Origin of the sequence: Paenarthrobacter sp. NPDC091669, from assembly GCF_044756725.1 — a bacterium.
GTDB lineage: Bacteria > Actinomycetota > Actinomycetes > Actinomycetales > Micrococcaceae > Arthrobacter > Arthrobacter bambusae_C.
Map to the genome: position 1 here is coordinate 73,901 of NZ_JBIVTK010000004.1, position 21,710 is coordinate 95,610.

Annotated in this window: 20 protein-coding genes; 12 read left to right on the top strand and 8 right to left on the bottom strand. The window is 62.3% G+C overall.

Annotated features, from left to right (window positions below; translation table 11 throughout):
- Window position 1: 1 nt before the first annotated feature.
- The 3 genes from ACIQLI_RS07990 to tkt are packed head-to-tail and all read right to left on the bottom strand — an operon-like array spanning window position 2 to window position 4,918.
- Complete coding sequence (locus ACIQLI_RS07990; RefSeq protein WP_400386942.1) at window positions 2-1,633, bottom strand: glucose-6-phosphate isomerase; 1,632 nt, start codon at window positions 1,631-1,633, stop codon at window positions 2-4.
- 6 nt (window positions 1,634-1,639) lie between these two features.
- Window positions 1,640-2,758, bottom strand: coding sequence for a transaldolase (gene tal, locus ACIQLI_RS07995; protein WP_400386945.1), 1,119 nt, complete (start codon window positions 2,756-2,758; stop codon window positions 1,640-1,642).
- Between the two features lie 33 nt (window positions 2,759-2,791).
- Window positions 2,792-4,918 (bottom strand): transketolase, encoded by a 2,127-nt coding sequence (tkt, locus tag ACIQLI_RS08000; protein ID WP_400386948.1) that lies wholly within the window; start codon window positions 4,916-4,918, stop codon window positions 2,792-2,794.
- Between the two features lie 428 nt (window positions 4,919-5,346).
- On the opposite strand from tkt, the gene ACIQLI_RS08005 reads away from it, so the two are divergent.
- Window positions 5,347-6,309 (top strand): heme o synthase, encoded by a 963-nt coding sequence (locus ACIQLI_RS08005; protein WP_089595064.1) that lies wholly within the window; start codon window positions 5,347-5,349, stop codon window positions 6,307-6,309.
- Between the two features lie 25 nt (window positions 6,310-6,334).
- Here ACIQLI_RS08005 and ACIQLI_RS08010 read toward each other — a convergent pair whose 3' ends face one another.
- On the bottom strand, window positions 6,335-6,883 hold the full coding sequence (locus tag ACIQLI_RS08010) for a TOPRIM nucleotidyl transferase/hydrolase domain-containing protein (protein ID WP_400386951.1): 549 nt from the start codon (window positions 6,881-6,883) through the stop codon (window positions 6,335-6,337).
- 214 nt (window positions 6,884-7,097) lie between these two features.
- On the opposite strand from ACIQLI_RS08010, the gene ACIQLI_RS08015 reads away from it, so the two are divergent.
- From ACIQLI_RS08015 to ACIQLI_RS08030, 4 genes are read left to right on the top strand one after another with little or no spacing between them, the layout of a single operon-like run.
- Window positions 7,098-7,478: a peptidase inhibitor family I36 protein gene (locus tag ACIQLI_RS08015; RefSeq protein WP_400386954.1), complete on the top strand. Its 381-nt coding sequence runs from the start codon at window positions 7,098-7,100 to the stop codon at window positions 7,476-7,478.
- A gap of 29 nt (window positions 7,479-7,507) precedes the next feature.
- Window positions 7,508-8,386 (top strand): hypothetical protein, encoded by an 879-nt coding sequence (locus ACIQLI_RS08020; RefSeq protein WP_400386957.1) that lies wholly within the window; start codon window positions 7,508-7,510, stop codon window positions 8,384-8,386.
- Between the two features lie 4 nt (window positions 8,387-8,390).
- Window positions 8,391-9,542, top strand: coding sequence for a hypothetical protein (locus ACIQLI_RS08025; RefSeq protein WP_400386960.1), 1,152 nt, complete (start codon window positions 8,391-8,393; stop codon window positions 9,540-9,542).
- Complete coding sequence (locus tag ACIQLI_RS08030; protein ID WP_400386962.1) at window positions 9,539-11,500, top strand: ATP-binding cassette domain-containing protein; 1,962 nt, start codon at window positions 9,539-9,541, stop codon at window positions 11,498-11,500. Before ACIQLI_RS08025 ends, ACIQLI_RS08030 begins: the two co-directional genes overlap by 4 nt.
- 17 nt (window positions 11,501-11,517) lie before the next feature.
- Here ACIQLI_RS08030 and ACIQLI_RS08035 read toward each other — a convergent pair whose 3' ends face one another.
- From ACIQLI_RS08035 to ACIQLI_RS08045, 3 genes are read right to left on the bottom strand one after another with little or no spacing between them, the layout of a single operon-like run.
- On the bottom strand, window positions 11,518-12,462 hold the full coding sequence (locus ACIQLI_RS08035; protein ID WP_400386965.1) for a heme A synthase: 945 nt from the start codon (window positions 12,460-12,462) through the stop codon (window positions 11,518-11,520).
- A 47-nt stretch (window positions 12,463-12,509) separates the two neighbouring features.
- Window positions 12,510-13,274, bottom strand: a complete 765-nt coding sequence (locus ACIQLI_RS08040; protein ID WP_354226668.1) for an ABC transporter permease — start codon at window positions 13,272-13,274, stop codon at window positions 12,510-12,512.
- Window positions 13,271-14,236: an ABC transporter ATP-binding protein gene (locus ACIQLI_RS08045; protein ID WP_400386968.1), complete on the bottom strand. Its 966-nt coding sequence runs from the start codon at window positions 14,234-14,236 to the stop codon at window positions 13,271-13,273. The genes ACIQLI_RS08040 and ACIQLI_RS08045 overlap by 4 nt, the downstream gene beginning before the upstream one ends.
- 109 nt (window positions 14,237-14,345) lie before the next feature.
- Here ACIQLI_RS08045 and ACIQLI_RS08050 point away from each other — a divergent pair, with 109 nt between their 5' ends.
- From ACIQLI_RS08050 to ACIQLI_RS08080, 7 genes are all read left to right on the top strand, one after another.
- Entirely contained in the window at window positions 14,346-15,167 is an 822-nt protein-coding gene (locus tag ACIQLI_RS08050) for a helix-turn-helix domain-containing protein (protein WP_354226672.1), read from the top strand.
- The gene (sufB, locus tag ACIQLI_RS08055; protein WP_011774792.1) at window positions 15,167-16,630 is read left to right on the top strand and encodes a Fe-S cluster assembly protein SufB; all 1,464 of its coding nucleotides are present in this window, start codon (window positions 15,167-15,169) and stop codon (window positions 16,628-16,630) included. The genes ACIQLI_RS08050 and sufB overlap by 1 nt, the downstream gene beginning before the upstream one ends.
- 2 nt (window positions 16,631-16,632) lie before the next feature.
- Window positions 16,633-17,946: a Fe-S cluster assembly protein SufD gene (sufD, locus tag ACIQLI_RS08060; protein ID WP_354226675.1), complete on the top strand. Its 1,314-nt coding sequence runs from the start codon at window positions 16,633-16,635 to the stop codon at window positions 17,944-17,946.
- A gap of 21 nt (window positions 17,947-17,967) precedes the next feature.
- Complete coding sequence (locus ACIQLI_RS08065) at window positions 17,968-18,324, top strand: non-heme iron oxygenase ferredoxin subunit (protein ID WP_089595076.1); 357 nt, start codon at window positions 17,968-17,970, stop codon at window positions 18,322-18,324.
- 43 nt (window positions 18,325-18,367) lie between these two features.
- Window positions 18,368-19,153, top strand: coding sequence for a Fe-S cluster assembly ATPase SufC (gene sufC, locus ACIQLI_RS08070; protein WP_089595077.1), 786 nt, complete (start codon window positions 18,368-18,370; stop codon window positions 19,151-19,153).
- A 13-nt stretch (window positions 19,154-19,166) separates the two neighbouring features.
- A complete protein-coding gene (locus ACIQLI_RS08075; protein WP_089595078.1) occupies window positions 19,167-19,499 on the top strand; it encodes a metal-sulfur cluster assembly factor in 333 nt (110 codons plus the stop codon).
- 288 nt (window positions 19,500-19,787) lie between these two features.
- On the top strand, window positions 19,788-20,678 hold the full coding sequence (locus tag ACIQLI_RS08080) for a hypothetical protein (protein WP_400386974.1): 891 nt from the start codon (window positions 19,788-19,790) through the stop codon (window positions 20,676-20,678).
- A 103-nt stretch (window positions 20,679-20,781) separates the two neighbouring features.
- On the opposite strand, the gene ACIQLI_RS08085 is transcribed toward ACIQLI_RS08080, so the two are convergent.
- Window positions 20,782-21,681, bottom strand: a complete 900-nt coding sequence (locus ACIQLI_RS08085) for a neutral zinc metallopeptidase (protein WP_400386977.1) — start codon at window positions 21,679-21,681, stop codon at window positions 20,782-20,784.
- Window positions 21,682-21,710: the final 29 nt, after the last annotated feature.

Consider the following 21,710-nt stretch of genomic DNA (forward strand, 5'->3'; position numbering starts at 1 on the left):
CTTAGCTTTCGAGTGCGCTGGCCTGGTCGGCCAACGCAGCGACGACTTCCTGGAGTTGGGCCACGCCGGCAGCACGCTCGGTGAGGTGCAGGCGCAATACAGGGCGGCCATGGCCTTCCAGGACCTGGGCGTCGCCCGTGGCTTGGGCGGCAATGAGCTGGCCGAAAGTGAAGGGCCGCTCCGGGATGTCCAGATCGGTGGAGGATGCTGCAGTGACCTGCAGGAACACTCCGATGGCCGGTCCACCCTTGTGGAACTGGCCCGTGGAGTGAAGGAACCGCGGACCCCAACCGAACGTCACCGGACGCCCGCTGACGGCTGCGAGTTCATCGCGGATACCTTCAAGGGGTGCGTGGGAGATACGGTCGAGGTAGGCCTGGACACTCAGGTATCCATCCGTGCCGAGCTGGCTGAGCAATGCCTGCACAGCCTCCGAAACGGTGGACGCTGAGCCCAGCCACCCGCCTCCGCGTACTTCCACAGCCCCGTCCGTGAAGGCCGCGGGGGTGGGTTCGGGACGGGCATCCAGCAAGCCGCGCGCTGCCACCTTGGCGGCCTCGACGTCGGGCTGGTCAAACGGGTTGATGCCCAGCAGCCGACCCGCTACAGCGGTTGCGAACTCCCAGACGAACATCTGCGAGGCCAGCCCACCGGCAATGGCAACCTCGTTCTCACGAAGCTCGACGTCGGCATCGGCACCGACCAGCCGCACCACCAGGACGTCCTCGGCACCGTTCAGGGCCTCAGGAGACGCCGGGCCGGCAACGACGGGCAGAACACCAGTGCCCAGCTTGCCGGTGGATTCCGCGATGAGCTGTTCGGCCCAGTCGGCGAAACCGACAATGCCTGAACCGTCTTCGGCGATGACGACCTTGTTGCGCAGCGGGCTTGTACCACCCAAAGCTATGCCCAGTGCCAGGCCGATGTTGTCAGTGGAGTCCTCGTTGAGGATCTCCGCAGCTTCCTCTGCCTCATCCAGGAAAGCCTGGATGTCCACACCGGCAAGCCCACAAGGGACCAGGCCGAACGCAGTCAGTGCCGAGAAACGGCCTCCCACGTTGGGGTCGGCGTTGAACACCGCACGGTAGCCTGCCTCGCGCGAAGCCTTATCCAGGGGCGACCCCGGATCCGTGACAATGATAATGCGGCTCGCAGCGTCGATGCCGGCGTCGTTGAACGCCTTCTCGAACACACGGCGCTGGGAGTCGGTCTCAACGGTGGAGCCGGACTTGGAGGAAACGACGATTGCCGTTTCCGCCAGCCGGTCGTTCAAAGCAGCACTGACCTGTTCAGGGTCAGTGCTGTCCAGCACAGTCAGCTCGACGCCGGCAGTACCGGCAATGACCTCGGGAGCCAGCGAAGACCCACCCATGCCACACAGGACAATGCGGGTAACTCCTTCGGCGCGAAGAGCGTCACGAAGTTCCAGAATGTCGCCGACCAAGGCCTGCGAAACTGTGGCGGCCTCCACCCAGCCGAGACGGATCGCGGACTCGGACTCGGCGTCAGGACCCCACAGGGTGTGGTCCTTGGCGAAAATCCGCGTGGCGATCCTGTCTTCGACCAGGCTGTCAATGTGCTGGGCGATGGCCTGCTGCGCGGCACCGCTGGCGTCGTAGCTGATTGTGCTCATAGTGGGTTAGGAAGCCTTCCGTGCGGTGGCGAGGGCGCCTTCGACGTCGGCGAGGAGTTCCTTCCAGGAGCCTACGAACTTCTCGAGGCCTTCGGTCTCCAGGAGGGTGACGACGTCGTTGTAGGAAACGCCAAGGGCTTCGAGTGCGTTGAGGGTCTCGTTTGCCTCGTCGTAAGTGCCGGTGATGGTGTCACCAGTGACGACGCCGTGGTCAAACGTGGCGTCCAGGGTTTTCTCCGGCATGGTGTTGACCACGCCGGCTGCCACGAGTTCGGTCACGTAGAGGGTGTCCGGGTAGGCCGGATCCTTGACGCCGGTGGAGGCCCACAGCGGACGCTGGGGGAGGGCGCCGGCTTCTGCCAGCACTGCCCAGCGCTCGGTGGAGAAGAGCTCCTCGTAGACCTGGTAGGCCAGGCGTGCGTTGGCGACGCCGGCCTTGCCCTTGAGTGCCTTGGCTTCATCGGTGCCGATGGCGTCGAGGCGCTTGTCGATCTCGGAGTCAACGCGGGACACGAAGAACGATGCCACGGAGTGGATCTTGGAGAGGTCGTGGCCGTTCTCCTTGGCCTGCTCAAGGCCGGACTGGAAGGCGTTGATGACCGCGCGGTAGCGCTCCAGGGAGAAGATCAGGGTCACGTTGACGCTGATGCCCTCGGCCAGGGTGGCCGTAATGGCTTCGAGGCCTTCCAGGGTTGCGGGGATCTTGATGTGGACGTTGTCCTTGTTGACCTTGGCGTAGAGGTGCTTTGCCTCGGCGATGGTTCCGGCGGTGTCCCAGGCAAGGCGGGGGTCCACCTCGATGGAAACGCGGCCATCCACGCCGTTGGTGGCGGCAGCGACCGGTGCGAAGAGATCGCAGGCGTCAGCGACATCAGTGGTGGTGATTTCGAAGATGGTCTCTTCGACGCTGGCGCCGGCTGCGGCCTGCGCAGCGATGGTGGCGTCGTAGTCCGTGCCGGAGGTGATGGCGGCGTGGAAGATGGACGGGTTGGTGGTCACACCAACCACGTTCTTTTCGTCGATGAGCTTCTGCAGGGTGCCTGTATCCAGGCGCGTGCGGGAGAGGTCATCGAGCCAGATGGAGACACCGGCGTCGGAGAGCTGCTGCGTGGGAGTGCTGGTCATGGGTTTTTCTCCTTGTGAGAGGGAAGCAGACTGTTATGCGTTGGAGTCTGCGAGGGAGTCTTTGGCAGCGGCTGCAACGGCTTCGGCGGTGATGCCGAACTCGTTGAAGAGCCGCTTGTAGTCTGCCGAGGCACCGAAGTGTTCCAGGGAGATGGAGCGGCCGGCGTCACCGACGAATTCGCGCCAGCCCAGTGCCAGGCCTGCTTCAACGGAGACGCGGGCCTTCACGGATGCCGGCAGTACCGACTCGCGGTAGGCCTCGTCCTGCTTGTTGAACCACTCAACGCACGGCATGGACACAACACGGGCGGCGATTCCTTCGGCCTGGAGGGTTTCGCGGGCCTGGACGGCGAGCTGGACTTCGGAGCCGGTGCCGATCAAGATGACCTGCGCGTCAACGGTTTCGCCGTCCTTGGAAGCTTCGGCCAGCACGTAGCCGCCCTTGGCAACACCTGCGGTGGAACCGAACGTGTCGCCCGTTGCTTCACCTTCGCCGCGGGCGTAGGTGGGGATGTTCTGACGGGTCAGGACAATGCCGGCCGGGTTCTCGTGGTTCTCCAGCATGACCTTCCAGGCAGCGGAGACCTCGTTCGCGTCGCCGGGGCGGACAACGTCCAGGCCCGGGATGGCGCGCAGTGAGGCGAGCTGCTCCACCGGCTGGTGGGTGGGGCCGTCCTCGCCCAGGCCGATGGAGTCGTGCGTCCACACGTACAGGGACGGAACACCCATCAGAGCGCCGAGGCGGATGGCCGGGCGCTGGTAATCGGAGAAGATCAAGAACGTGCCGGAGAAAGCGCGGGTGCGGCCGTGCAGGGAAATGCCGTTCACGATCGACGCAGCAGCGTGCTCACGGATACCGAAGTGCAGCACCCGTCCGTACGGGTTGCCCTTCCAGGCGTCCGTGGAGCGTGAGGTGGGGATGAACGACGGCGAGCCTTCGATGGTGGTGTTGTTCGACTCAGCGAGGTCGGCAGAACCGCCCCACAGCTCCGGCAGGACCGGGCCGATCGCGTTCAGGACCTTGCCCGAAGCCGCGCGGGTGGAAACATCCTTGCCTGCTTCGAACACGGGAAGCGCAGCGTCGATGCCCACGGGCAGCTTCTTCGCTTCGACGCGTTCCAGCAGGGCAGCGGCGTCCGGGTTGGCGGACTGCCATGCCTCGAACGAGCTCTGCCAGGCAGCGCGTGACTCCGCACCGCGGTCCAGGACCTTGCGGGCGTGGGCCAGAACGTCTTCGTCAACATCGAAGGACTTGGCAGGATCGAAGCCGAGCACGGTCTTCAGTGCTGCGACTTCCTCGGCACCCAGGGCGGAACCGTGGATCTTGCCGGTGTTCTGCTTCTTCGGAGCCGGGTACCCGATGATGGTGCGCAGCGAAATGATGGACGGCTTGTTCGTCTCAGCCTTCGCAGCGAGCAGTGCTGCGTAGAGCTCCTGGACGTCTTCGACGTAGTCGCCGGTCTTGGTCCAGTCCACGCGCTGGGTGTGCCAGCCGTAAGCCTCATAGCGCTTGAGGACGTCCTCGGTGAAGGCGATGTCGGTGTCGTCTTCAATGGAGATGTGGTTCTCGTCGTAGATCACCACGAGGTTGCCCAGTTCCTGGTGGCCGGCCAGCGAGGAGGCCTCGGAGGTGACACCCTCCTGGAGATCGCCGTCGGAGGCGATGACCCAGATGGTGTGGTCGAACGGCGATTCGCCGGCGGGAGCATCGGCGTCGAACAGGCCGCGCTGGCGACGCTGGGAGTACGCAAAACCGACAGCCGAGGCCAGGCCCTGACCCAGCGGGCCAGTCGTGATTTCCACGCCGGCGGTGTGCTTGTACTCGGGGTGGCCCGGGGTCAGAGAACCCCAGGTGCGCAGTGCCTCAAGGTCCTTCAGTTCCAGGCCGTAACCGGACAGGAACAACTGGATGTAAAGGGTCAACGACGTGTGGCCGGGGGACAGGACAAAACGGTCGCGGCCAAGCCAGTCCGGGTTCTTCGGGTCATGGCGCATCAGCTTCTGGAACAGCAAGTATGCTGCCGGAGCCAAGCTCATCGCCGTACCAGGGTGGCCGTTGCCGACCTTCTCCACGGCGTCAGCGGCCAACACGCGAACGGTGTCAACTGCCTTCTTGTCCAGATCGGTCCATGACAGTTCTTGCTCTTCCAAATGTGGCACGAAAACCGAGCCCCTCTCTGTGCTGACGGCAGGCGTATGGACACGGCACGCAGGAAGCACAGGATGGCGCCCGCTGCAATGTGTCTACCAGCCGTTCACCATTGAAACGTTGATCTCTCATCCAGACGCACGGACACCCGAGAATACGGTTTCCCGGATCGTCAACGTGTGCTGATCTGCTCAACAGCTTAGCCCTAAACGTGTCACGGAACTCAGGGAATCCCACTAACTGGACAGAAATTCCCTTATATGAATCACGATGGCCCGGAAGCGGAGTGAAGATTCGGAAACATTGACGAATTTTGCGGACATTGGGCCACTTCCGGCCACGGTATGATATTTGGAGGCCACCAGCGGTTCATGCGCCCGTGTCAGCTTTCGAAGACCGGGACGGCAGCCGTTGCGAGAACCCCAGAGCATAGAACAGAGTGACTGCCGCCGTGAGCACAACTGATACGCCCCTCAACGCGTCCCCGGCCCGGGGAAGCATCGGAATTTCCCGTAAGTTCAAGGCGTATCTGGCACTCACCAAACCCCGGGTCATCGAGCTCCTCCTGGTCAGCACCCTGCCCACCATGATCTTCGCCCAGCGTGGCTTCCCCTCCATCGGCCTGATCCTGGCCACCCTGGTCGGCGGAGCGTTTGCGGCCGGCAGCGCCGGCGTCTTCAACTGCTACATCGACCGCGACATCGACAAACTGATGCACCGCACCGAGAAGCGCCCCTTGGTCACGGGTGAAGTGACCCCGCGCGAGGCCCTGGTCTTCGCCTGGATCCTGGGTGCAGCGTCCATCGCCATCCTGTGGTTCGGCGCCAATCCTCTGTCCGCCTGGCTCGGACTCGGTGCCATCGTCTTCTATGTGGTCATTTACACCATGATCCTGAAGCGCCGCACGGCCCAGAACATTGTGTGGGGCGGAGCGGCCGGATGCTTCCCCGTACTGATCGCCTGGGCCGCTGTCACCAACACCGTGGAGTGGCCGGCAATTGTGCTCTTCATGGTGATCTTCCTGTGGACACCCCCGCACTACTGGCCCCTGTCCATGCGCTACGGCGAGGATTACCGCAACGCCAAGGTGCCCATGCTGGGTGCCATCGCCGGAGCCAAAGTGGTCTCGGTACAGGTTGTCCTCTACGCCTGGGCCATGGTTGCCTGCTCTCTCTTGATGGTGCCCGTTGGCGGTGCCGGCTGGGTTTACACGATCGTCGCCGTTGCCGCCGGCGCGTGGTTCCTCTATGAAAGCCACGCTCTGTACAAGCGCGCACAGGGTGGCGACGTGTCCAACAAGGGCGCCATGAAAGTCTTCCACGGCTCCATCAGCTACCTGACGCTGCTCTTCATCGCACTGGCCGTCGACCCGTTCATCGGCTCAGCGATCGTCGGCGGCTAAGTACCGCAGTTCCAAGGACGCTCGCTCACATCCCAAATGACGCAACCAAGTGAGTTAGCGGGGGAGGTGCCTTGCCAGCGGGCAGCGCAGAGACCAGCAAGGGAGCGTAGCGAATCTTGTTTCCGCTCCGGCCCCCTAAGAACCGCCGTAGCTGGGCTTCCACGGACCGGTCGCGCAGTGAGGGCTGGCGTTGGAGGAGCTTGAACGAGGCCAGCTCGCGTTGGGCCTCGATGACCTCAAGCACTGAGTTGATTCCCAGGCATCGGATAAGTTCATCCTCCAGATCGGAGTCACAAACTTCGAACCCGCGCTCTTCCAGTGGTCCGGATCCCATGCCGGCTCGCAGGAGTGCCTTGGCAATGCCTCGGGACTCAGCGGCGTCACATAGCCCAAGCAGCCGGTGGTCGGCTCCTTTCGGGCCGTAGCGCTCGAGGTAGTGCACGATACTCGTGGCACCGCCCATAGGGACGATTTGCACACCCTCTGATGCCAAGTCGTGGTCACATCGCAAGGCCAGGGCCTCCACGGCCAACCTGTCGCTTTCACCTTCGACCAGCACAGTTGTCACCCGCATAGGACAAGTATGTCGGCCGCGGACAGCGGATGGCCTAGACCCGCGGCGATACCTAGTAGGCCCATTGCAGCACCTAGTTTCGCCCCTCTAGGTACCTAATTCTTGCCCAAATGCCACCTAGTTTGCAGAAAAGTCGTCTAGGTGGTGCCGTGCGCAACCTAGTGTTCGAGACGGAACAGAGCTGTTCCACACCGCACGAGCATTGGGGACCACAGTGAAAGCACTCCTCCGTACCGCAGGAATCGTGACCATCGTTTCAGCTTCGGTTCTCACCGGGGTGACGGCCGCGCAAGCCGCACCGGCGTGCTCCACAGCCAGGGTCTGCCTCTACGACAACTACTGGTTCACCGGAACGCAGCGGACCTACAACTGGGTCGCATCGTATGTGGGCGACGCGGCCAACGATAAAGCCAGCTCCATCGTCTTAGGCCCGGCTGCGAACGTTCAATCTCCGTACGTGTATCTCTACAGGGACCTCAATTACTCCGGCCATGCAGTGATCTTCCGTGGTGGCAACGCAGTTAACGATCTTCGGGGTGTGTCAATGTATGCCGGCGTGAACTGGGACGACGAGATTTCAAGCATTTGGGGTTAGCCTTGCGATCTCCCGCTCTTCGTTCCACCGTGAAGATTGCCGCGTTCCTGGCAGGGATCGCGATGGCCGGCGCGGCCTGTTCCGCCCCGCCGGTATCGTCGCCCATTGAATCCATGGCCACTAGCCTGCCCGCCATCGATCGCTCTGCCGGCGCCGGGGCCAAGGCGTCCCTCAACGAAGCGAGCGGCGAGGTGCTTCTTCCCATGAGTGCCTACTGGTACTCGGACCGTGAGAACGTGATCGTAAATTCGGCGGTCGCCTTCCTCATCTACGACTGCGTGGAAGATGCCGGGTTCACGGTGGCGCCGTGGGGCGGCGGAGGCAAGGCCCTGCAGGACTACAGGTTTGGCCAATGGTCCCGTCCTTTGGCAGCCAGGAACGGCGCCATGCCGGAGATACGTGAGGTACCAGGGGTGCTGGACGAGCAACCGGAGCGCCCGCCCCTCAGCGCAAGGCACCAGGCGGAAGAAGTGAAGTGCACCAACTCCGTGGGGCGGGCAGGCTTGCCCGAACTCCTGGAGGGGCTGGCCGGCGACACATCCCTCCCACACCAGATCACCAGTAACGCCGTGGCGCTGACGGAGCACGATTCGGACTACGTCGCTTTCCGGAAGAGCTGGGAGGACTGTGTGGCCGGCAAGGGCCTGAAGGTCGCGGAGGAGGGTTCCTGGAATCTGTCATCGAGCGGCTCCAAGGAAGACGAGATCCGAGTCGCCTTGCTGGACTTTGATTGTAAAGAGGCCAGCGGCGGGGCCAGGAAACCTTATGACATTCTCGCTGAGTACCAGGCAGCACAGATGAAGGACCACCAAGCCGAGCTCAACGCCTTGGCAGACGAGAAGACGGCCGCCGTGGAGCGAGCCAAACAAATACTGCGGGACCATGGCGTGGCTGATGCAAGACTCTGAGTCAATGCTGATTCGCCGCGGCATGCGGCGTGTTCCGCGATGGTGGCTGATGCCCGTCGCCGTGCTCATCGTCCTTGCAGGTTTGGGCATAACCTACTGGGCCGGGGCTTCCAGCACGGCCGGGACGGAGCCGGTGCCACCCGCGCCCGGGGTGGTTCCTGTTTCGGCAACGGTGGAGCGCCGTGCGGTGGCCAAACAGGTGGTTCTTTCGGGAAAAGTCATAGCAGGAGCTCAGTCCGCATTGCAGGCAAGCCCGACCGAAGGTGTTGACAGGCTAGTGGTGACTGCCGTGGCCAAAGAGATTGGGAGCCTCGTCGTGCCCGGTGAACTGCTGGCGGTCGTCTCCGGCAGGCCCCTGCTGATACTGCCCAGTAGTGTGCCGTTGTACCGTGACGTCATCCATGGGGAGTCGGGACCTGACGTCATAGCCCTTCAAGCGGCTTTGGCGACGTTTGGTTTTGCATGCACCACAACAGGAACCTTCGACTTGGATACTCAGCAGGCACTGGGATCGTGGTACAAAGCCGCAGGGTTCGAAGCTCCCACCGCGCCCGCTCAACTCCCTCAGGAGGACGCTGGAAAGGCAGCCCCAAAGGCTGCCTCGTCCGACGTCATGTTCCGTTGGCGGGAATTCGTGCAGATTCCCGGCAACACCGGGACAATTGCATCCCTGGCTGGCCCGGGGGCTCTGCTGGCAGCGGATGGGATCGTAGCCCGCATAAGAGTTGCCGACGATTCAATAGTTGCGCGGGCCGACGTTGTCCAGTCCGAGAGTTTTGCGGTGGGCGCGCCCGTAACGGTCAGGGCCGGCTCAACGGTCCTGGACACCACCGTGGCGAATATCAGCGGCTTCTTGGAGGGTGACTCAAGCAAGAACGAAATCCCTGGAAAAGACATCACGGTGGCAATCCCCCCAGGGTCACCGGGATTCCCCGCGGACCAATCAGTCACCGTCACTGCAGGCAGCGCAACTGCAGAGTCCCTCGCCGTTCCCCTGATAGCGATTCGCCAGGATCGTGGGATACCGTACCTCTTGATTGAGGGGGACGACGAGCCCCGCCGACTTGAGGTGAAGGTCACCGCACAGGCGGATGGCTGGGCGGCGATCGGTGACGTGGACGGCCTGGTTGTTGGGGATCAGGTGAAACTCCAATGAGCGCACTGGCGCCCACTCACGAATCAGCAGGGCCTGCACAGCCCCTGCCTGTCCTTAGCCTGCGAGGCATAAACCGGGGGTTTCCCGGAACGAAGGCACTGGTGGACGTGGATCTCGATATCCATGAGGGCGAGTTTGTTGCCATTGTAGGACCCTCCGGTTCGGGAAAGTCCACGCTGCTTAACGTCCTCGGTCTCCTGGACACACCTACCGGGGGTTCTTATCGGATCAGGGATGTAAACGTCGCAGATCTCAGCGTTAGGGAGAAAGCAGCCCTACGGGCCGATGTTTTCGGCTTCGTCTTCCAGGAATCACATATGGTGGGCCGGGACGCCACGGCCCGCAACGCCGTGTTGGGGCTGCGTGTACGGGGCGTAGGTATGAGGGTCCAGAAACAACTGGTCATGCCCGCGCTGAAGAGATTTGGGCTCGCACAAAGGGCAGCAACTCCGGCGTCGCTGTTGTCCGGGGGAGAGCGTCAACGTCTGGCTATGGCACGGGCAGTAATCGGAGCGCCAAAGGTTGTCCTGGCAGATGAGCCCACAGGCAGCCTGGACACCGGGAACGGCAAGATCGTCATCCAGCATCTCCGCGAGCTCAGTGACGCCGGGACCACTGTGGCCATGGTGACCCACGATCCCGGTATTGCGGCGGCAGCGGATCGCATCATCACGATGCGCGATGGAGCCATCATCAAGGACACCGGACACACCAGGGACACCGCCAGCAGTCCAGCAGCAACGCAAGGGCCCGAAAGCAAACGGGCCTTCGCCCAGAGCCTGCGCCATGAGGCCGCAGATGCTGTTGCCGACGCGCTCTCCGGGTTGACCGTTCGCCCAGCAAAAGCCCTTTTGCTGATCATGGCATTCCTCCTTGGCAGTGGAGGGTTGGTAGCGGCCATCGGACTGAGCGAGAGCGCTTCTGTGAAGGTGTCCGCCCGGATCGACGCAGCCGCCAGCGATGAAGTCAGGGTGACACGCGAGGCTGGATATTCATCATGGGAAGCCGTCAAAAGCGATCTCAAGGCATCCATGAAGCTCTCCGGAGTGCATGATGCCGGCGTCATCGCCGAACTCTCATCGTCAGTGGTGCAGCCATCCACCTTTCGGGCTGCGTCCTTTCCTGAACAACCGACTTTCAACGGCGCAGTCCGGATCATCGACTCTGCGTACCTTAGGCTCCAAGGGGCAACCGTGTCCTATGGTGACGTTGCCTTGCTGGATCACTCATTTGGAGGGCCTGTCACCATCCTGGGCCAGGATGCCGCCCAAGAGCTGGGAATCGCGAAGCCAGGTCCCGGCGTCGTGGTGTGGCTGTATGGCCAGGCGGTCCCGGTGGTGGGGATCATTGACGAGCCTGGCCGTGACCCGGTCCTGCCATCAGCGGTGATGGTGGGTGTCGGGTCTTACGCTTTGACCAGCAACGTTGCAGCCAGCCTGGTCCTTCGGACGAGTCCAGGGATGCCGGCAGCCATAGCAGAGGCCCTTCCGAAAGCACTCAACCCTGCTGAACCCGGGACCGTGGAAGTACAGACGGTGGCCGACCTCCGGGAGCTCAAACAAGGGATCAATACGGACCTCGGCAGGCTGGTGGCCATTGTCTCCGTCATCCTGCTCGCCATGGCCTGCCTCAGCGCCGGAACCACCATGTATTTGGGCGTGCTGGCCCGATCAAGCGAGATTGCACTGCGACTGGCCCTGGGCATGCGACGCGGAGTGCTGGCCTCGATGTTCCTCACCGAAGGTGCCGTGGTGGGAGCATTGGGCGGGGCAGCAGGCGCAGCAGCCGGAATGGGCGCCATCCTGGCTTACGCATCCAGTGAAGGCTGGGCTGCAGTGATTCCCTGGTACGCATCGATGTGGGGCATGGGGGCTGGACTTGTCAGCGGGACCCTGTCGGCCGTATATCCGGCAATGCTGGCCATGCGGTCCAATCCTGCGCATCTGATCCGGGCGTAGGAGAGGCGTAGGAGAACTTATCTGACCGGGCTGTGCTTCGCAAGGTCGGCGGCATTGGTGGCTGCACTCATGAGGACGGCTGCCCCGAACATGTGCGCACCGACCAAGAGAGCCGGAATTCCGTTGTAGTACTGGGTGAAGCCGATAACAGCCTGCAGCAGTGTCACGCCCAGCAGGAGGTATGTCGCTGTCCGGAAGGGACCGGTGATCTTGTGACGGACCACCAAGTACACCGCGAACAGCGTTCCGGCCGTGATCAGGTAAGCGGGGACGGCGTGGATGTGGGAGAAGAGGTCCCAGTCGAGGTCGTTCCGCGGCGCGTCAGCGTCTCCAGCATGGGGACCTGCGCCAGTGACTACGACGCCGAGCATCACCGAGAGTGCGGAGAAGACGGCAACAGCCAGCATCACGGGACGTGCGACGGCGGGCAGGCCCGGGAGGGTCCGGTTCATGAAGCCTCCGGCGCGTCCATAGGCCCGGTTGACCAGCAGCGTTGCGAAAACCACCAAGGCCATGGAAACCAGGAAGTGGAGGCCAACAACCCAGGGGTTGAGGCCGGACAAAACCGTGATGCCACCGATGATGGCTTGGGCCGGGATGCTTGCCAGCAGGCCCAGGGCAAGCATGAACAGGTCGCGGCGTTCTTTGCGGAGGTTCCACAAGTACACCAGCATGAGCGCGGCAACGGCGGCGAGGGCAAAGGTCAGCATGCGGTTCCCGAATTCGATGAAACCGTGGATACCCATTTCCGGGGTGTTGACCAGTGAGTCATTGGTGCATCGTGGCCAGGTGGGGCAGCCCAAACCGGACGCGGTAAGGCGGACGGCACCACCGGTCACCACGAGGACTGTCTGCCCGATGAGTGACAGCAAAGCCAAGCGACGGACGGCCTTATTTACCTCGGTAGGCAACTTGGACGTGAACCGCTGAATGGTTTTGGGGAGGCGCGATGCCGTGCTCACAGTTTCTCACTTCTCACTTCTGCATTGTTGGTAGGTGCCCGGTTGAATTAGTTCCACTTGAACCAGCGGATGGCTGCGGCGCCGGCGAGTACCGTCCACAGCAGAAGGACAAGGACGGCGGGGAATGGTACGGCTCCTGCAAGGAAAGCATCGCGGAGCGCCTGGCCCAGGGCGCCGGACGGAAGGAAGTGGACGATGCCTTGAAGCAAAGAGGGCAGCCGATCGGCCGGCACCACAATGCCACCCAGGGCGCCCAGCAGGATCCACAGCAAGTTGGTGATGGCCAGCGTTGCCTCCGGACGCACGGTGCCCGCTACCAGCAAACCCAGTGCAGTGAAGGCGGCAGCGCCAAGAACAAGCAGTCCAAGCCCAGGGAGCCAAGCCTCGGGGCGCGGCTGCCACCCCAGGAAGCCGGCGATGGCGCCCACCACCACTACCTGCAGGAAAAGAACCACCAGCACGGCAAGGATCTTGCCGGCGATGAGCCCACCCCTGCCCAGGGGAGTGGTGGACAGGAACCGGAGTACTCCGTAGCGACGGTCAAAGCCGGTGGCAATACCCTGCCCGGTAAAAGCCGTGGACATTGCACAAAGCGCCAGGATGCCCGGTGTGGCAACGTCCACACGTGATCCCCCGAGGCCATCCAGGAGGGGAGTCACTACGAGTCCCACCAAAGCCATCAGGGGCAGGACGATGGCAAGGATCAGCTGTTCGCCGTTCCGCAGCATGGTGATGGTCTCATAGCGTCCCTGCTGCATGATGCGGCGCGGCAGTGATGCGGGTCCCGCGTTGGGGGAGAGGAGCTTGCTCATCGGAGGTCCCTTCCGGAAATGTCCAGGAACACGTCTTCAAGGCTACGGGCTTCCAGGCGGAGTGAGGCGGGCATGATGTTCCGTTCCGCCCACCAGGCAGTCAGCGCTGCAAGGTCTTTGGGTGTGATCGCACCCGTGATGGAGTAGCTTCCCGAGCGTGTCTCGGTCAGTTGAAGGCCCGGCCCGAGGGCACCGGCAAAGTCCAGTCCGCCCGGCGCATCGAAGTAGAGCGTCCGGTCCGTGATGGCAGAATCCGTGGCGTGGTCATGGCGAAGCAGTTCCGCGACGGTTCCCTCCACCACGTTGTGGCCGCCGTCGATGATGTAGACGTAGTCGGCCAAGCGCTCGGCGTCGTCCATCAGGTGGGTGGTCAGGACAATTCCCATGCCGGCGTCGCGAAGTTCGGCAATCAGGTCAAAAACCATCTGGCGCGATTGCGGATCCAGCCCCGCACTGGGCTCATCAAGGAACAGGATTTCCGGATTGCCGACCAAGGCAGCGGCCAGAGCCAGGCGTTGCTTTTGGCCGCCGGACAGCCGACGCACGCTGGTCCTGCTGAACTGGCTGATTCCCAGCCGTTCCACCAGCGCGTCAACATCCATGGGGTTTTGGTACATGCCGGCAACGTGCCGCAACAGCGGGATGGGACGGGCCGACGGCGGCAGCCCGCCGTCCTGGAGCATGACGCCTACGCGGGACCTCAAGTCGGCGCCTGCTCCATCAGGGTCCGCACCAAGGAGCGAGATACTGCCGCCGGTCCGTTTCTGCAGTCCCTGCGCACATTCAAGGGTGGTGGTCTTGCCGGCACCATTGGCGCCGAGGAGGGCTGTTACCTGGCCGCGCTCCGCAACAAGGGACAGTCCACTGACCACCCGGAGCATTTTGCCGTCAAGGGAGGCCAGGGGGCCTACATCCTTAATGAGTCCGTCTATGGTGAGGACAGGGGATTCGGGTGAGCGCACCAGAGTATTCTACGTGAAGTAGTACGGTCACACTTGGCGGGCGGCTGAGGTCAGTCTTGCCTTACTGGATGCATGAAACAAATTACGACATGATTGTGTTGTGTATTCCATGAGCAGTCCAACTTCCATGCCCTCACCACGGCATGCTGCAGCGGCAGGGGCATTCGTTGCCCCGCCTGCGCTGCCGGACGCGGATGACCGCACAAGGGACCGGGTGCTGAGCGCCGTTCTCGAGAACGGTCCGGTGAGCGCTGCGGAACTCGGCGACCTCCTCGGCTTCACACCGGCTGCAGTCCGCCGCCACCTTGACCATTTGGAACGAAGCGGCGTCATAGAGGTCAAGCGTGTGGCCAAGGCCGGCTCCGGGGCGGGCCGTCCCGCACGCCGCTACGTCCTGAGCTCCCAGGGGCAGTCCACTCTGGGCGACGACTACCTGAACATCGCCAGTTCGGCGCTCCGCCGCCTCCAGGAACTCGCCGGCGAAGACGCAGTCCGTGAATACGCGGAGGAACGCTTCTCCGATATGGAAAGGCGCTACGCTCCCGAGGTCGACGCTGCCGGAGATGACATCACCGCCCGGGCCATGGCACTCTCCAAGGCCCTGAGCCGCGACCGCTTCGTGGCTTCAGCACACTCCATTGAGGCCAAGGCCCCGTTGCCTGCTGCGCTGTCAAGCGTTCAGCTGTGCCAGGGCCACTGCCCCATCCAGCGGCTCGCCGCTGAGTTTCCGGTATTTTGCGATACCGAGACCAAGGTCTTCTCGCGTTTGGTGGGCGTCGATGTCCGGCGCCTCTCCACCCTCGCGCAGGGCGGCCACGTCTGCACCACCCACATACCTACCGGGCGCCCGGCTGCCACGGCATCCCCAGATGTCGCAGAGCAGTCCGGGAACCCGTACCAGGAATCAAACAACCAGCAAGAAAGGCCGTGATGACGGACCAAATAGCAGAGAAAGCGGTAGCTGACGGCACTGTGATCTCGGAGATTCTGGAGAAGAATCCCGAACTGCACGGTATCGGAAACTACGAGTACGGCTGGGCCGACAAGAACGACGTAGGCGCCAACGCCCGTCGTGGCCTCAACGAGGAGGTCGTCCGCGATATCTCCTCGAAGAAGAACGAGCCCGAATGGATGCTCGATCTACGGCTTAAGGGCCTGAAGTACTTCGACCGCAAGCCCATGCCTACCTGGGGTGCAGACCTCTCCGGCATCGACTTCGACAACATCAAGTATTTTGTGCGTTCCACCGAGAAGCAGGCGGCAACGTGGGAAGACCTTCCGGAAGACATCCGGAACACCTACGAGAAACTGGGCATTCCGGAAGCTGAGCGCAGCCGCCTCGTCTCGGGCGTCGCTGCCCAGTACGAGTCCGAGGTGGTCTACCACCAGATCCGTGAGGACCTTGAAGCCCAGGGTGTCATCTTCCTGGACACCGATACCGCGCTGCGCGAACACCCGGAGATCTTCCAGGAATACTTCGGCACCATCATTCCGGTGGGCGACAACAAGTTCGCATCGCTGAACACGGCTGTCTGGTCCGGCGGTTCCTTCGTGTACGTTCCCAAGGGCGTCCACGTGGACATTCCGCTGCAGGCCTACTTCCGTATCAACACGGAAAACATGGGCCAGTTCGAGCGCACGCTGATCATCGCCGATGAGGACTCCTACGTTCACTACATCGAAGGCTGCACGGCTCCGATCTACACCTCGGATTCCCTGCACTCGGCCGTTGTGGAGATCATCGTGAAGAAGGGCGCCCGCGTCCGCTACACGACCATCCAGAACTGGTCCACCAACGTGTACAACCTCGTCACCAAGCGCGCCATCTGCGAAGAGGGCGCCACCATGGAGTGGATCGATGGCAACATCGGTTCCAAGGTGACCATGAAGTACCCGGCCGTGTACCTCGTTGGCGAGCACGCCAAGGGCGAGACGCTGTCCATCGCTTTCGCCGGCGAAGGCCAACACCAGGACACCGGCTCCAAGATGGTGCACATCGCACCGAACACCAAGAGCTCCATCATTTCCAAGTCCGTGGCCCGCGGCGGCGGTCGTGCTGCATACCGCGGCTTGGTCCAGGTCCGCGAGGGCGCCAAGCACTCGGCCAACACGGTCCGTTGTGACGCCCTGCTTGTGGACACCATTTCCCGCTCGGACACGTACCCGTACATCGACATCCGTGAGGATGACGTTGTCATGGGCCACGAGGCCACCGTTTCCCGCGTCAGCGAAGAGCAGCTCTTCTATCTGATGTCCCGCGGCATGCCTGAAGACGAGGCCATGGCCATGATCGTGCGCGGCTTCATTGAGCCGATTGCCCGTGAACTGCCCATGGAATACGCCCTTGAGCTGAACCGCTTGATTGAACTGCAGATGGAAGGGTCCGTCGGTTAACAATGACTGATATCACTACTGAAAAGGCGCGCATCGGCGCGCCCTCGGCCCAGCCGTTTATCAACGGCTTCACCGAGGAAGGCGAGAACCTTTCGCCCGTAAACACTGGAACGAACACCAGCACGACGTCGGAGCAGCCTTCCGCAGGTCCGCTGGCCGGCGCTTCGGCCAAGAGCCACTCGCATGGCGGCGGCGTAGGCATCCCGGACAGCTCGCGTGCCGGCCGTCTCACCTCCTACAAGCTGGCAGACTTCAAGCCCCTGAACGGGCTTGAGGAAGACTGGCGTTTCACCCCGCTGAAGCGGCTTCGTGGCCTCCACACCGATGTCCTCAACGGGGCAGCTCCGGCTGTCAGCGTTACCGCACCCACCGGCGTCGTTGTTGAAACCGTTGGTCGCGATGACCAGCGCATCGGCCAGGCAGCCATCCCGGAGGACCTTGTGTCCGCCAACGCCTGGGAGAACTTCGCCGAGGCCACGGTCATCACCGTGCCCGCCGAGCTGCAGGCCGAGAGTGAAGTTTCGGTCCTGATCACAGGTGCAGGCGAGGCACCGTCTGCCCAGCACATCGTGATTGTGGCAGAACGCTTCTCAAAGGCTGTTGTGGTCCTGGACCACCAGGGCACCGCGGTGGTCTCCGAGAACGTGGAAATCATTGTTGAAGACGGTGCTGAACTGACCGTTGTCTCCTTGCAGGAATGGGCAGACAACGCCGTCCACGCGTCATCGCAGCAGGCAAAGATCGGCCGCGATGCCAAGTTCAAGCACATCGTGGTCAGCCTTGGCGGCGACCTCGTTCGCGTCACGCCGTCCACCCGCTTCACAGCTCCCGGAGCCGACGTCGAAATGTTCGGCCTGTACTTCGCCGATGCCGGACAACACCTTGAGCAGCGCCTGTTCGTTGACCACGCTGTGGCCAACTGCAAGTCCCGCGTTCTCTACAAGGGTGCCCTCCAGGGCCGCAACGCCCACAGCGTCTGGGTTGGCGACGTCCTGATCCGCAAGGAAGCAGAAGGCACGGACACCTACGAGGCCAACCGCAACCTGGTCCTCACCGACGGTGCCCGCGCCGACTCCGTACCCAACCTCGAAATCGAAACCGGGTTGATCGAGGGTGCCGGCCACGCCAGTGCCACCGGCCGGTTCGATGACGAGCACCTGTTCTACCTCATGGCCCGCGGCATCCCTGAGAAGGTTGCCCGCCGCCTGGTGGTCCGAGGCTTCCTCAACGAGATCATCCAGCAGATCAAGGTCCCGGCAATCGAAGATCGCCTGACCGCAGCTGTTGAGCGCGAACTCGCCGCGACCGACAACTAAGACAGGCCAGGCAGAGCAAGAATGAGTGAAGAAACCAAGGGCGAACTGGTATGCAACGCCAATGACATCCAGGTCAAGCAAGCGCTGCGCGTCCTGATTGATGACTACCCTGTAGCCATCGTCAAGGACTCGATGGGCGAGATCCACGCCATCGCCGATACTTGCTCGCACGCGGACATCTCATTGTCCGAGGGTGAGGTTGAAGGCTGCGCGATCGAGTGCTGGGGCCACGGTTCCCAGTTTGACCTCCGCAGCGGACAGCCGCTCCAGCTGCCTGCTTATGACCCCGTCCCTGTTTTCGCCGTCACCATCGACGGAGACGACGTGTATGTGGACGTGACCAATGTTGTGAACGGTGCCTCCGTAGATCACTACTGAGCACCCAGTACCGCCAGACTTACGAACGGAAAGAAAGAAGAGCATGTCAACTCTTGAAATCAAGGACCTGCACGTCAGCATCGAGACGGAGCAGGGCACCAAGGAGATCCTGAAGGGCGTCAGCCTCACCATCAAGACCGGTGAGACGCACGCCATCATGGGCCCCAACGGCTCGGGCAAGTCCACTCTCGCCTCCACCATCGCCGGGCACCCGCGCTACAACGTCACCAGCGGCACCATCACGCTGGATGGCGAAAACGTGTTGGAAATGAGCGTCGACGAGCGCGCCCGTGCAGGCGTCTTCCTGGCCATGCAGTACCCGGTAGAGGTTCCCGGCGTCACCATGACCAACTTCCTGCGCACCGCCAAGACCGCGATCGACGGCGAAGCCCCGGCTTTGCGCACGTGGACCAAGGACGTCAAGGCCGCCATGCAGCAGTTGCGCATCGACGCCGACTTCGCACAGCGCAATGTCAACGAAGGCTTCTCCGGTGGTGAGAAGAAGCGTGTTGAGATCCTTCAGCTCGAACTCTTCAAGCCGAAGTTCGCCATTCTTGACGAGACCGACTCGGGCCTTGACGTTGACGCCTTGAAGGTTGTCTCCGAGGGCGTTAACCGCGCTCATGAAGAGGGCAACATGGGCACACTGCTCATCACCCACTACACCCGCATCCTGCGCTACATCAAGCCGGACTTCGTTCACGTGTTCGTTGACGGCAAGGTTGTCGAAGAGGGCGGCCCCGAGCTTGCCGACCGGCTTGAAGACGAGGGCTACGACCGCTACGCCCCAGGCGCCGGCGTTGCCGTTGCTCCTGCCGTGCAGGCCTAGTTAGGATCGTGCCATGACCGAAATCAACACGGCGCGCACCAGCCTCGAGGACGTCGAGGAAGCGCTCAAGGACGTCATTGACCCCGAACTGGGGGTCAATATTGTGGACTTGGGACTTCTTTACGGACTGAAGTATTCCGACGACGACGGCGCTCTCCTGATCGACATGACACTGACCACTGCGGCTTGCCCGCTGACGGACGTGCTCGAAGAGCAGGTGGGCAAGTCCCTTGACGGCGTGGTTGATGATTGGCGCCTGAACTGGGTATGGATGCCGCCATGGGGTCCCGAGCGGATCACAGATGACGGCAAGGACCAGATGCGGGCCCTCGGCTTCAACATCTGATCAGCAGTATTCCGCTCGCTTCGGGCGAACACAAGGAAGGGTTCCGGGCTTAAGGCCGGGGGCCCTTCCTTTCTTCGGTTCAAAGCTCCTCCAGGCAAAGTCGAACGCGCTGGCTTAGGCCTACCGTGACGTTCCGCCACCGAGTAGGATACGGCCATCCGAGGCGCTATTCTCTGCATCCCTGGAGCAATGCCTCCAGGGGGGTGGCAACGTCTACTGGCTGGGGAGTGGCCGTGCGGGAGCGCGTCTGGGTGATGTAATTACTACTCGTCGATCAGAGGCACTCCCATGAAAGCGAAATTCGCAATACCAAGTGCTATTGCCATTGCCACTGCAGGGCTGCTCGCCCCGCCCGCATTTGCCGCGCCCCCAGCAGGTTCCCAGCTCTCAGGAGCCATCTTCACCACCAACGGATCTGGTGTCCCGGTAAATCTCAACATCTATGACGCCAAGGAGGACGTGTATCTCAACGGCGGACCCGGCATCAACGCTCCTGACGACGCTGCAGGGCTGCCCGCCGGAAACTACTATTTCCAAGTCACAGATCCCTCCGGCAAAACACTGCTATCCACTGATGACATCAGCTGCCGCGAACTTACCGTCAACAGTTCGGGTGTTTTCGAAGACGTCGTAACGGCCGGCGGCTGCGAGCATGTAACGGGAACGGATGGAGAGGACGGCGGCGCAACGATTCAACTTTTCCCGTTCGCTGATACCCCAAACAACGGCGGGGTCTACAAGGTGTGGGTTACGCCAGTGGACAGGTATGACTGCACGGCCCCGGGCAACAAGCAGTGTTTTGTCCCGCGATACAGCAAGGTGGACAACTTCAAGGTCCGCAACCCCTTGATTGTCGAGATTGATGTTCGCTTCTTCAAGAACGGCACAGCGCTGGATGGGTATGCCGCTGAGTGGACTGATACCAACGGTGCGCACAACATCAAGTTCTCTGAGTGGAATCCGGCAGTGCTGGCATATCACGAAGCACATTTTGAGGCGACGGAGCAGGGCGCGCACACCATCAAGGTCTCCAGCCAACCCGGCTGCGGGCTTGGAGCGGTGTATGGCCCGGATGGATCCCTGGCAAAGATCAAGGGCAGCAGCGCCACGGTCGGCGTCATTGTGGCCGACCATCGGGAGGGCGATTACACCTACCGAGTAGACGTCACCTGCAAGTAACGGACGGGCCCCCAAAAGAGCCTGATTCCACCAACCGGCCCGGAACTCGTTGGAGAGCCGGGCCGGTCGGCCGCTTGGACGGGCTTCCCGATCGACGGATCGCCTAAGGGGCAGCTACACCAAACGTGTCGCACTTATTGATGTCGCCCGTGGTGTATCCCTGATAGAACCATTTCTGCCGCTGCTCACTGGAACCGTGGGTCCATGACTCCGGAGAGACTCGGCCCGTAGCCGCCTCCTGGATGCGGTCATCGCCGACTGCGGAAGCAGCGGAGAGCGCATCCTGCAGATCCTGCTCGGTCAGGGGATCAAGGAAGGGTTTGCCGCTGGCGTCCGTTTGGGTCGTTGCATGCCTGACCCACAATCCCGCATAGCAGTCAGCCTGCAGTTCCACCCTGACCGCACCCGATTGCGGACCTTGGGGATCCTGCTGTGCCTGTTCCAGGTTTCCGAGGACATTCTGGACATGGTGTCCGAACTCGTGGGCCACCACATACTCCTGTGCCAGCGGTCCTCCGGAGGATCCAAAGCGGGTCACCAGTTCGTCGAAAAAGCCAGGGTCAAAATATGCGGTGGTATCTGCAGGGCAATAGAACGGACCCACAGCGCTGGTAGCTGCACCGCAGCCGGTGTTGGTGGCCGCACTGAAGATGACGGTCTTGGGCCGTGGGTACTGGACGTTGTAGTCGGCAAGGTAGTCAGGCCAGAAAGCGTTCAGGCTGTTCACCGTTCCGGTGATCCGGCAGTCCAGGCGTTTGTCCGCGTCAGCACCTGTCTGGCATTCCTGGACACCTCCGGCGCCGCCACTTTCGACGGCGGGCGGCTGGGTTCCGCTGCCTGTCAGGTCGCCCAGGATGTTGGGGTTTATGCCGAAGAGTGCCAGCAGCAGCACCACGATCCCGCCGCCAATGCCACCGCCGATCTTGGTCCCGCGGCCCATTCCACCGCCACGTCGGTCCTCCACCTGGGAGGGGTCAAGCTGTGCGCCGTCATTGAAACTCATACAGTCAGAATAGACGTCACTATTGATGC

Coding starts and splice junctions, on each gene's coding strand:
- ACIQLI_RS08075 (WP_089595078.1), top strand. CDS start 19,167: ATGACCGAAATCAACACGGCGCGCACCAGCCTCGAGGACGTCGAGGAA.
- sufB (WP_011774792.1), top strand. CDS start 15,167: ATGACGGACCAAATAGCAGAGAAAGCGGTAGCTGACGGCACTGTGATC.
- sufC (WP_089595077.1), top strand. CDS start 18,368: ATGTCAACTCTTGAAATCAAGGACCTGCACGTCAGCATCGAGACGGAG.
- ACIQLI_RS08025 (WP_400386960.1), top strand. CDS start 8,391: ATGCTGATTCGCCGCGGCATGCGGCGTGTTCCGCGATGGTGGCTGATG.
- ACIQLI_RS07990 (WP_400386942.1), bottom strand. CDS start 1,633: ATGAGCACAATCAGCTACGACGCCAGCGGTGCCGCGCAGCAGGCCATC.
- ACIQLI_RS08010 (WP_400386951.1), bottom strand. CDS start 6,883: ATGCGGGTGACAACTGTGCTGGTCGAAGGTGAAAGCGACAGGTTGGCC.
- ACIQLI_RS08080 (WP_400386974.1), top strand. CDS start 19,788: ATGAAAGCGAAATTCGCAATACCAAGTGCTATTGCCATTGCCACTGCA.
- tal (WP_400386945.1), bottom strand. CDS start 2,758: ATGACCAGCACTCCCACGCAGCAGCTCTCCGACGCCGGTGTCTCCATC.
- ACIQLI_RS08040 (WP_354226668.1), bottom strand. CDS start 13,274: ATGAGCAAGCTCCTCTCCCCCAACGCGGGACCCGCATCACTGCCGCGC.
- ACIQLI_RS08065 (WP_089595076.1), top strand. CDS start 17,968: ATGAGTGAAGAAACCAAGGGCGAACTGGTATGCAACGCCAATGACATC.
- ACIQLI_RS08030 (WP_400386962.1), top strand. CDS start 9,539: ATGAGCGCACTGGCGCCCACTCACGAATCAGCAGGGCCTGCACAGCCC.
- ACIQLI_RS08085 (WP_400386977.1), bottom strand. CDS start 21,681: ATGAGTTTCAATGACGGCGCACAGCTTGACCCCTCCCAGGTGGAGGAC.
- sufD (WP_354226675.1), top strand. CDS start 16,633: ATGACTGATATCACTACTGAAAAGGCGCGCATCGGCGCGCCCTCGGCC.
- ACIQLI_RS08050 (WP_354226672.1), top strand. CDS start 14,346: ATGAGCAGTCCAACTTCCATGCCCTCACCACGGCATGCTGCAGCGGCA.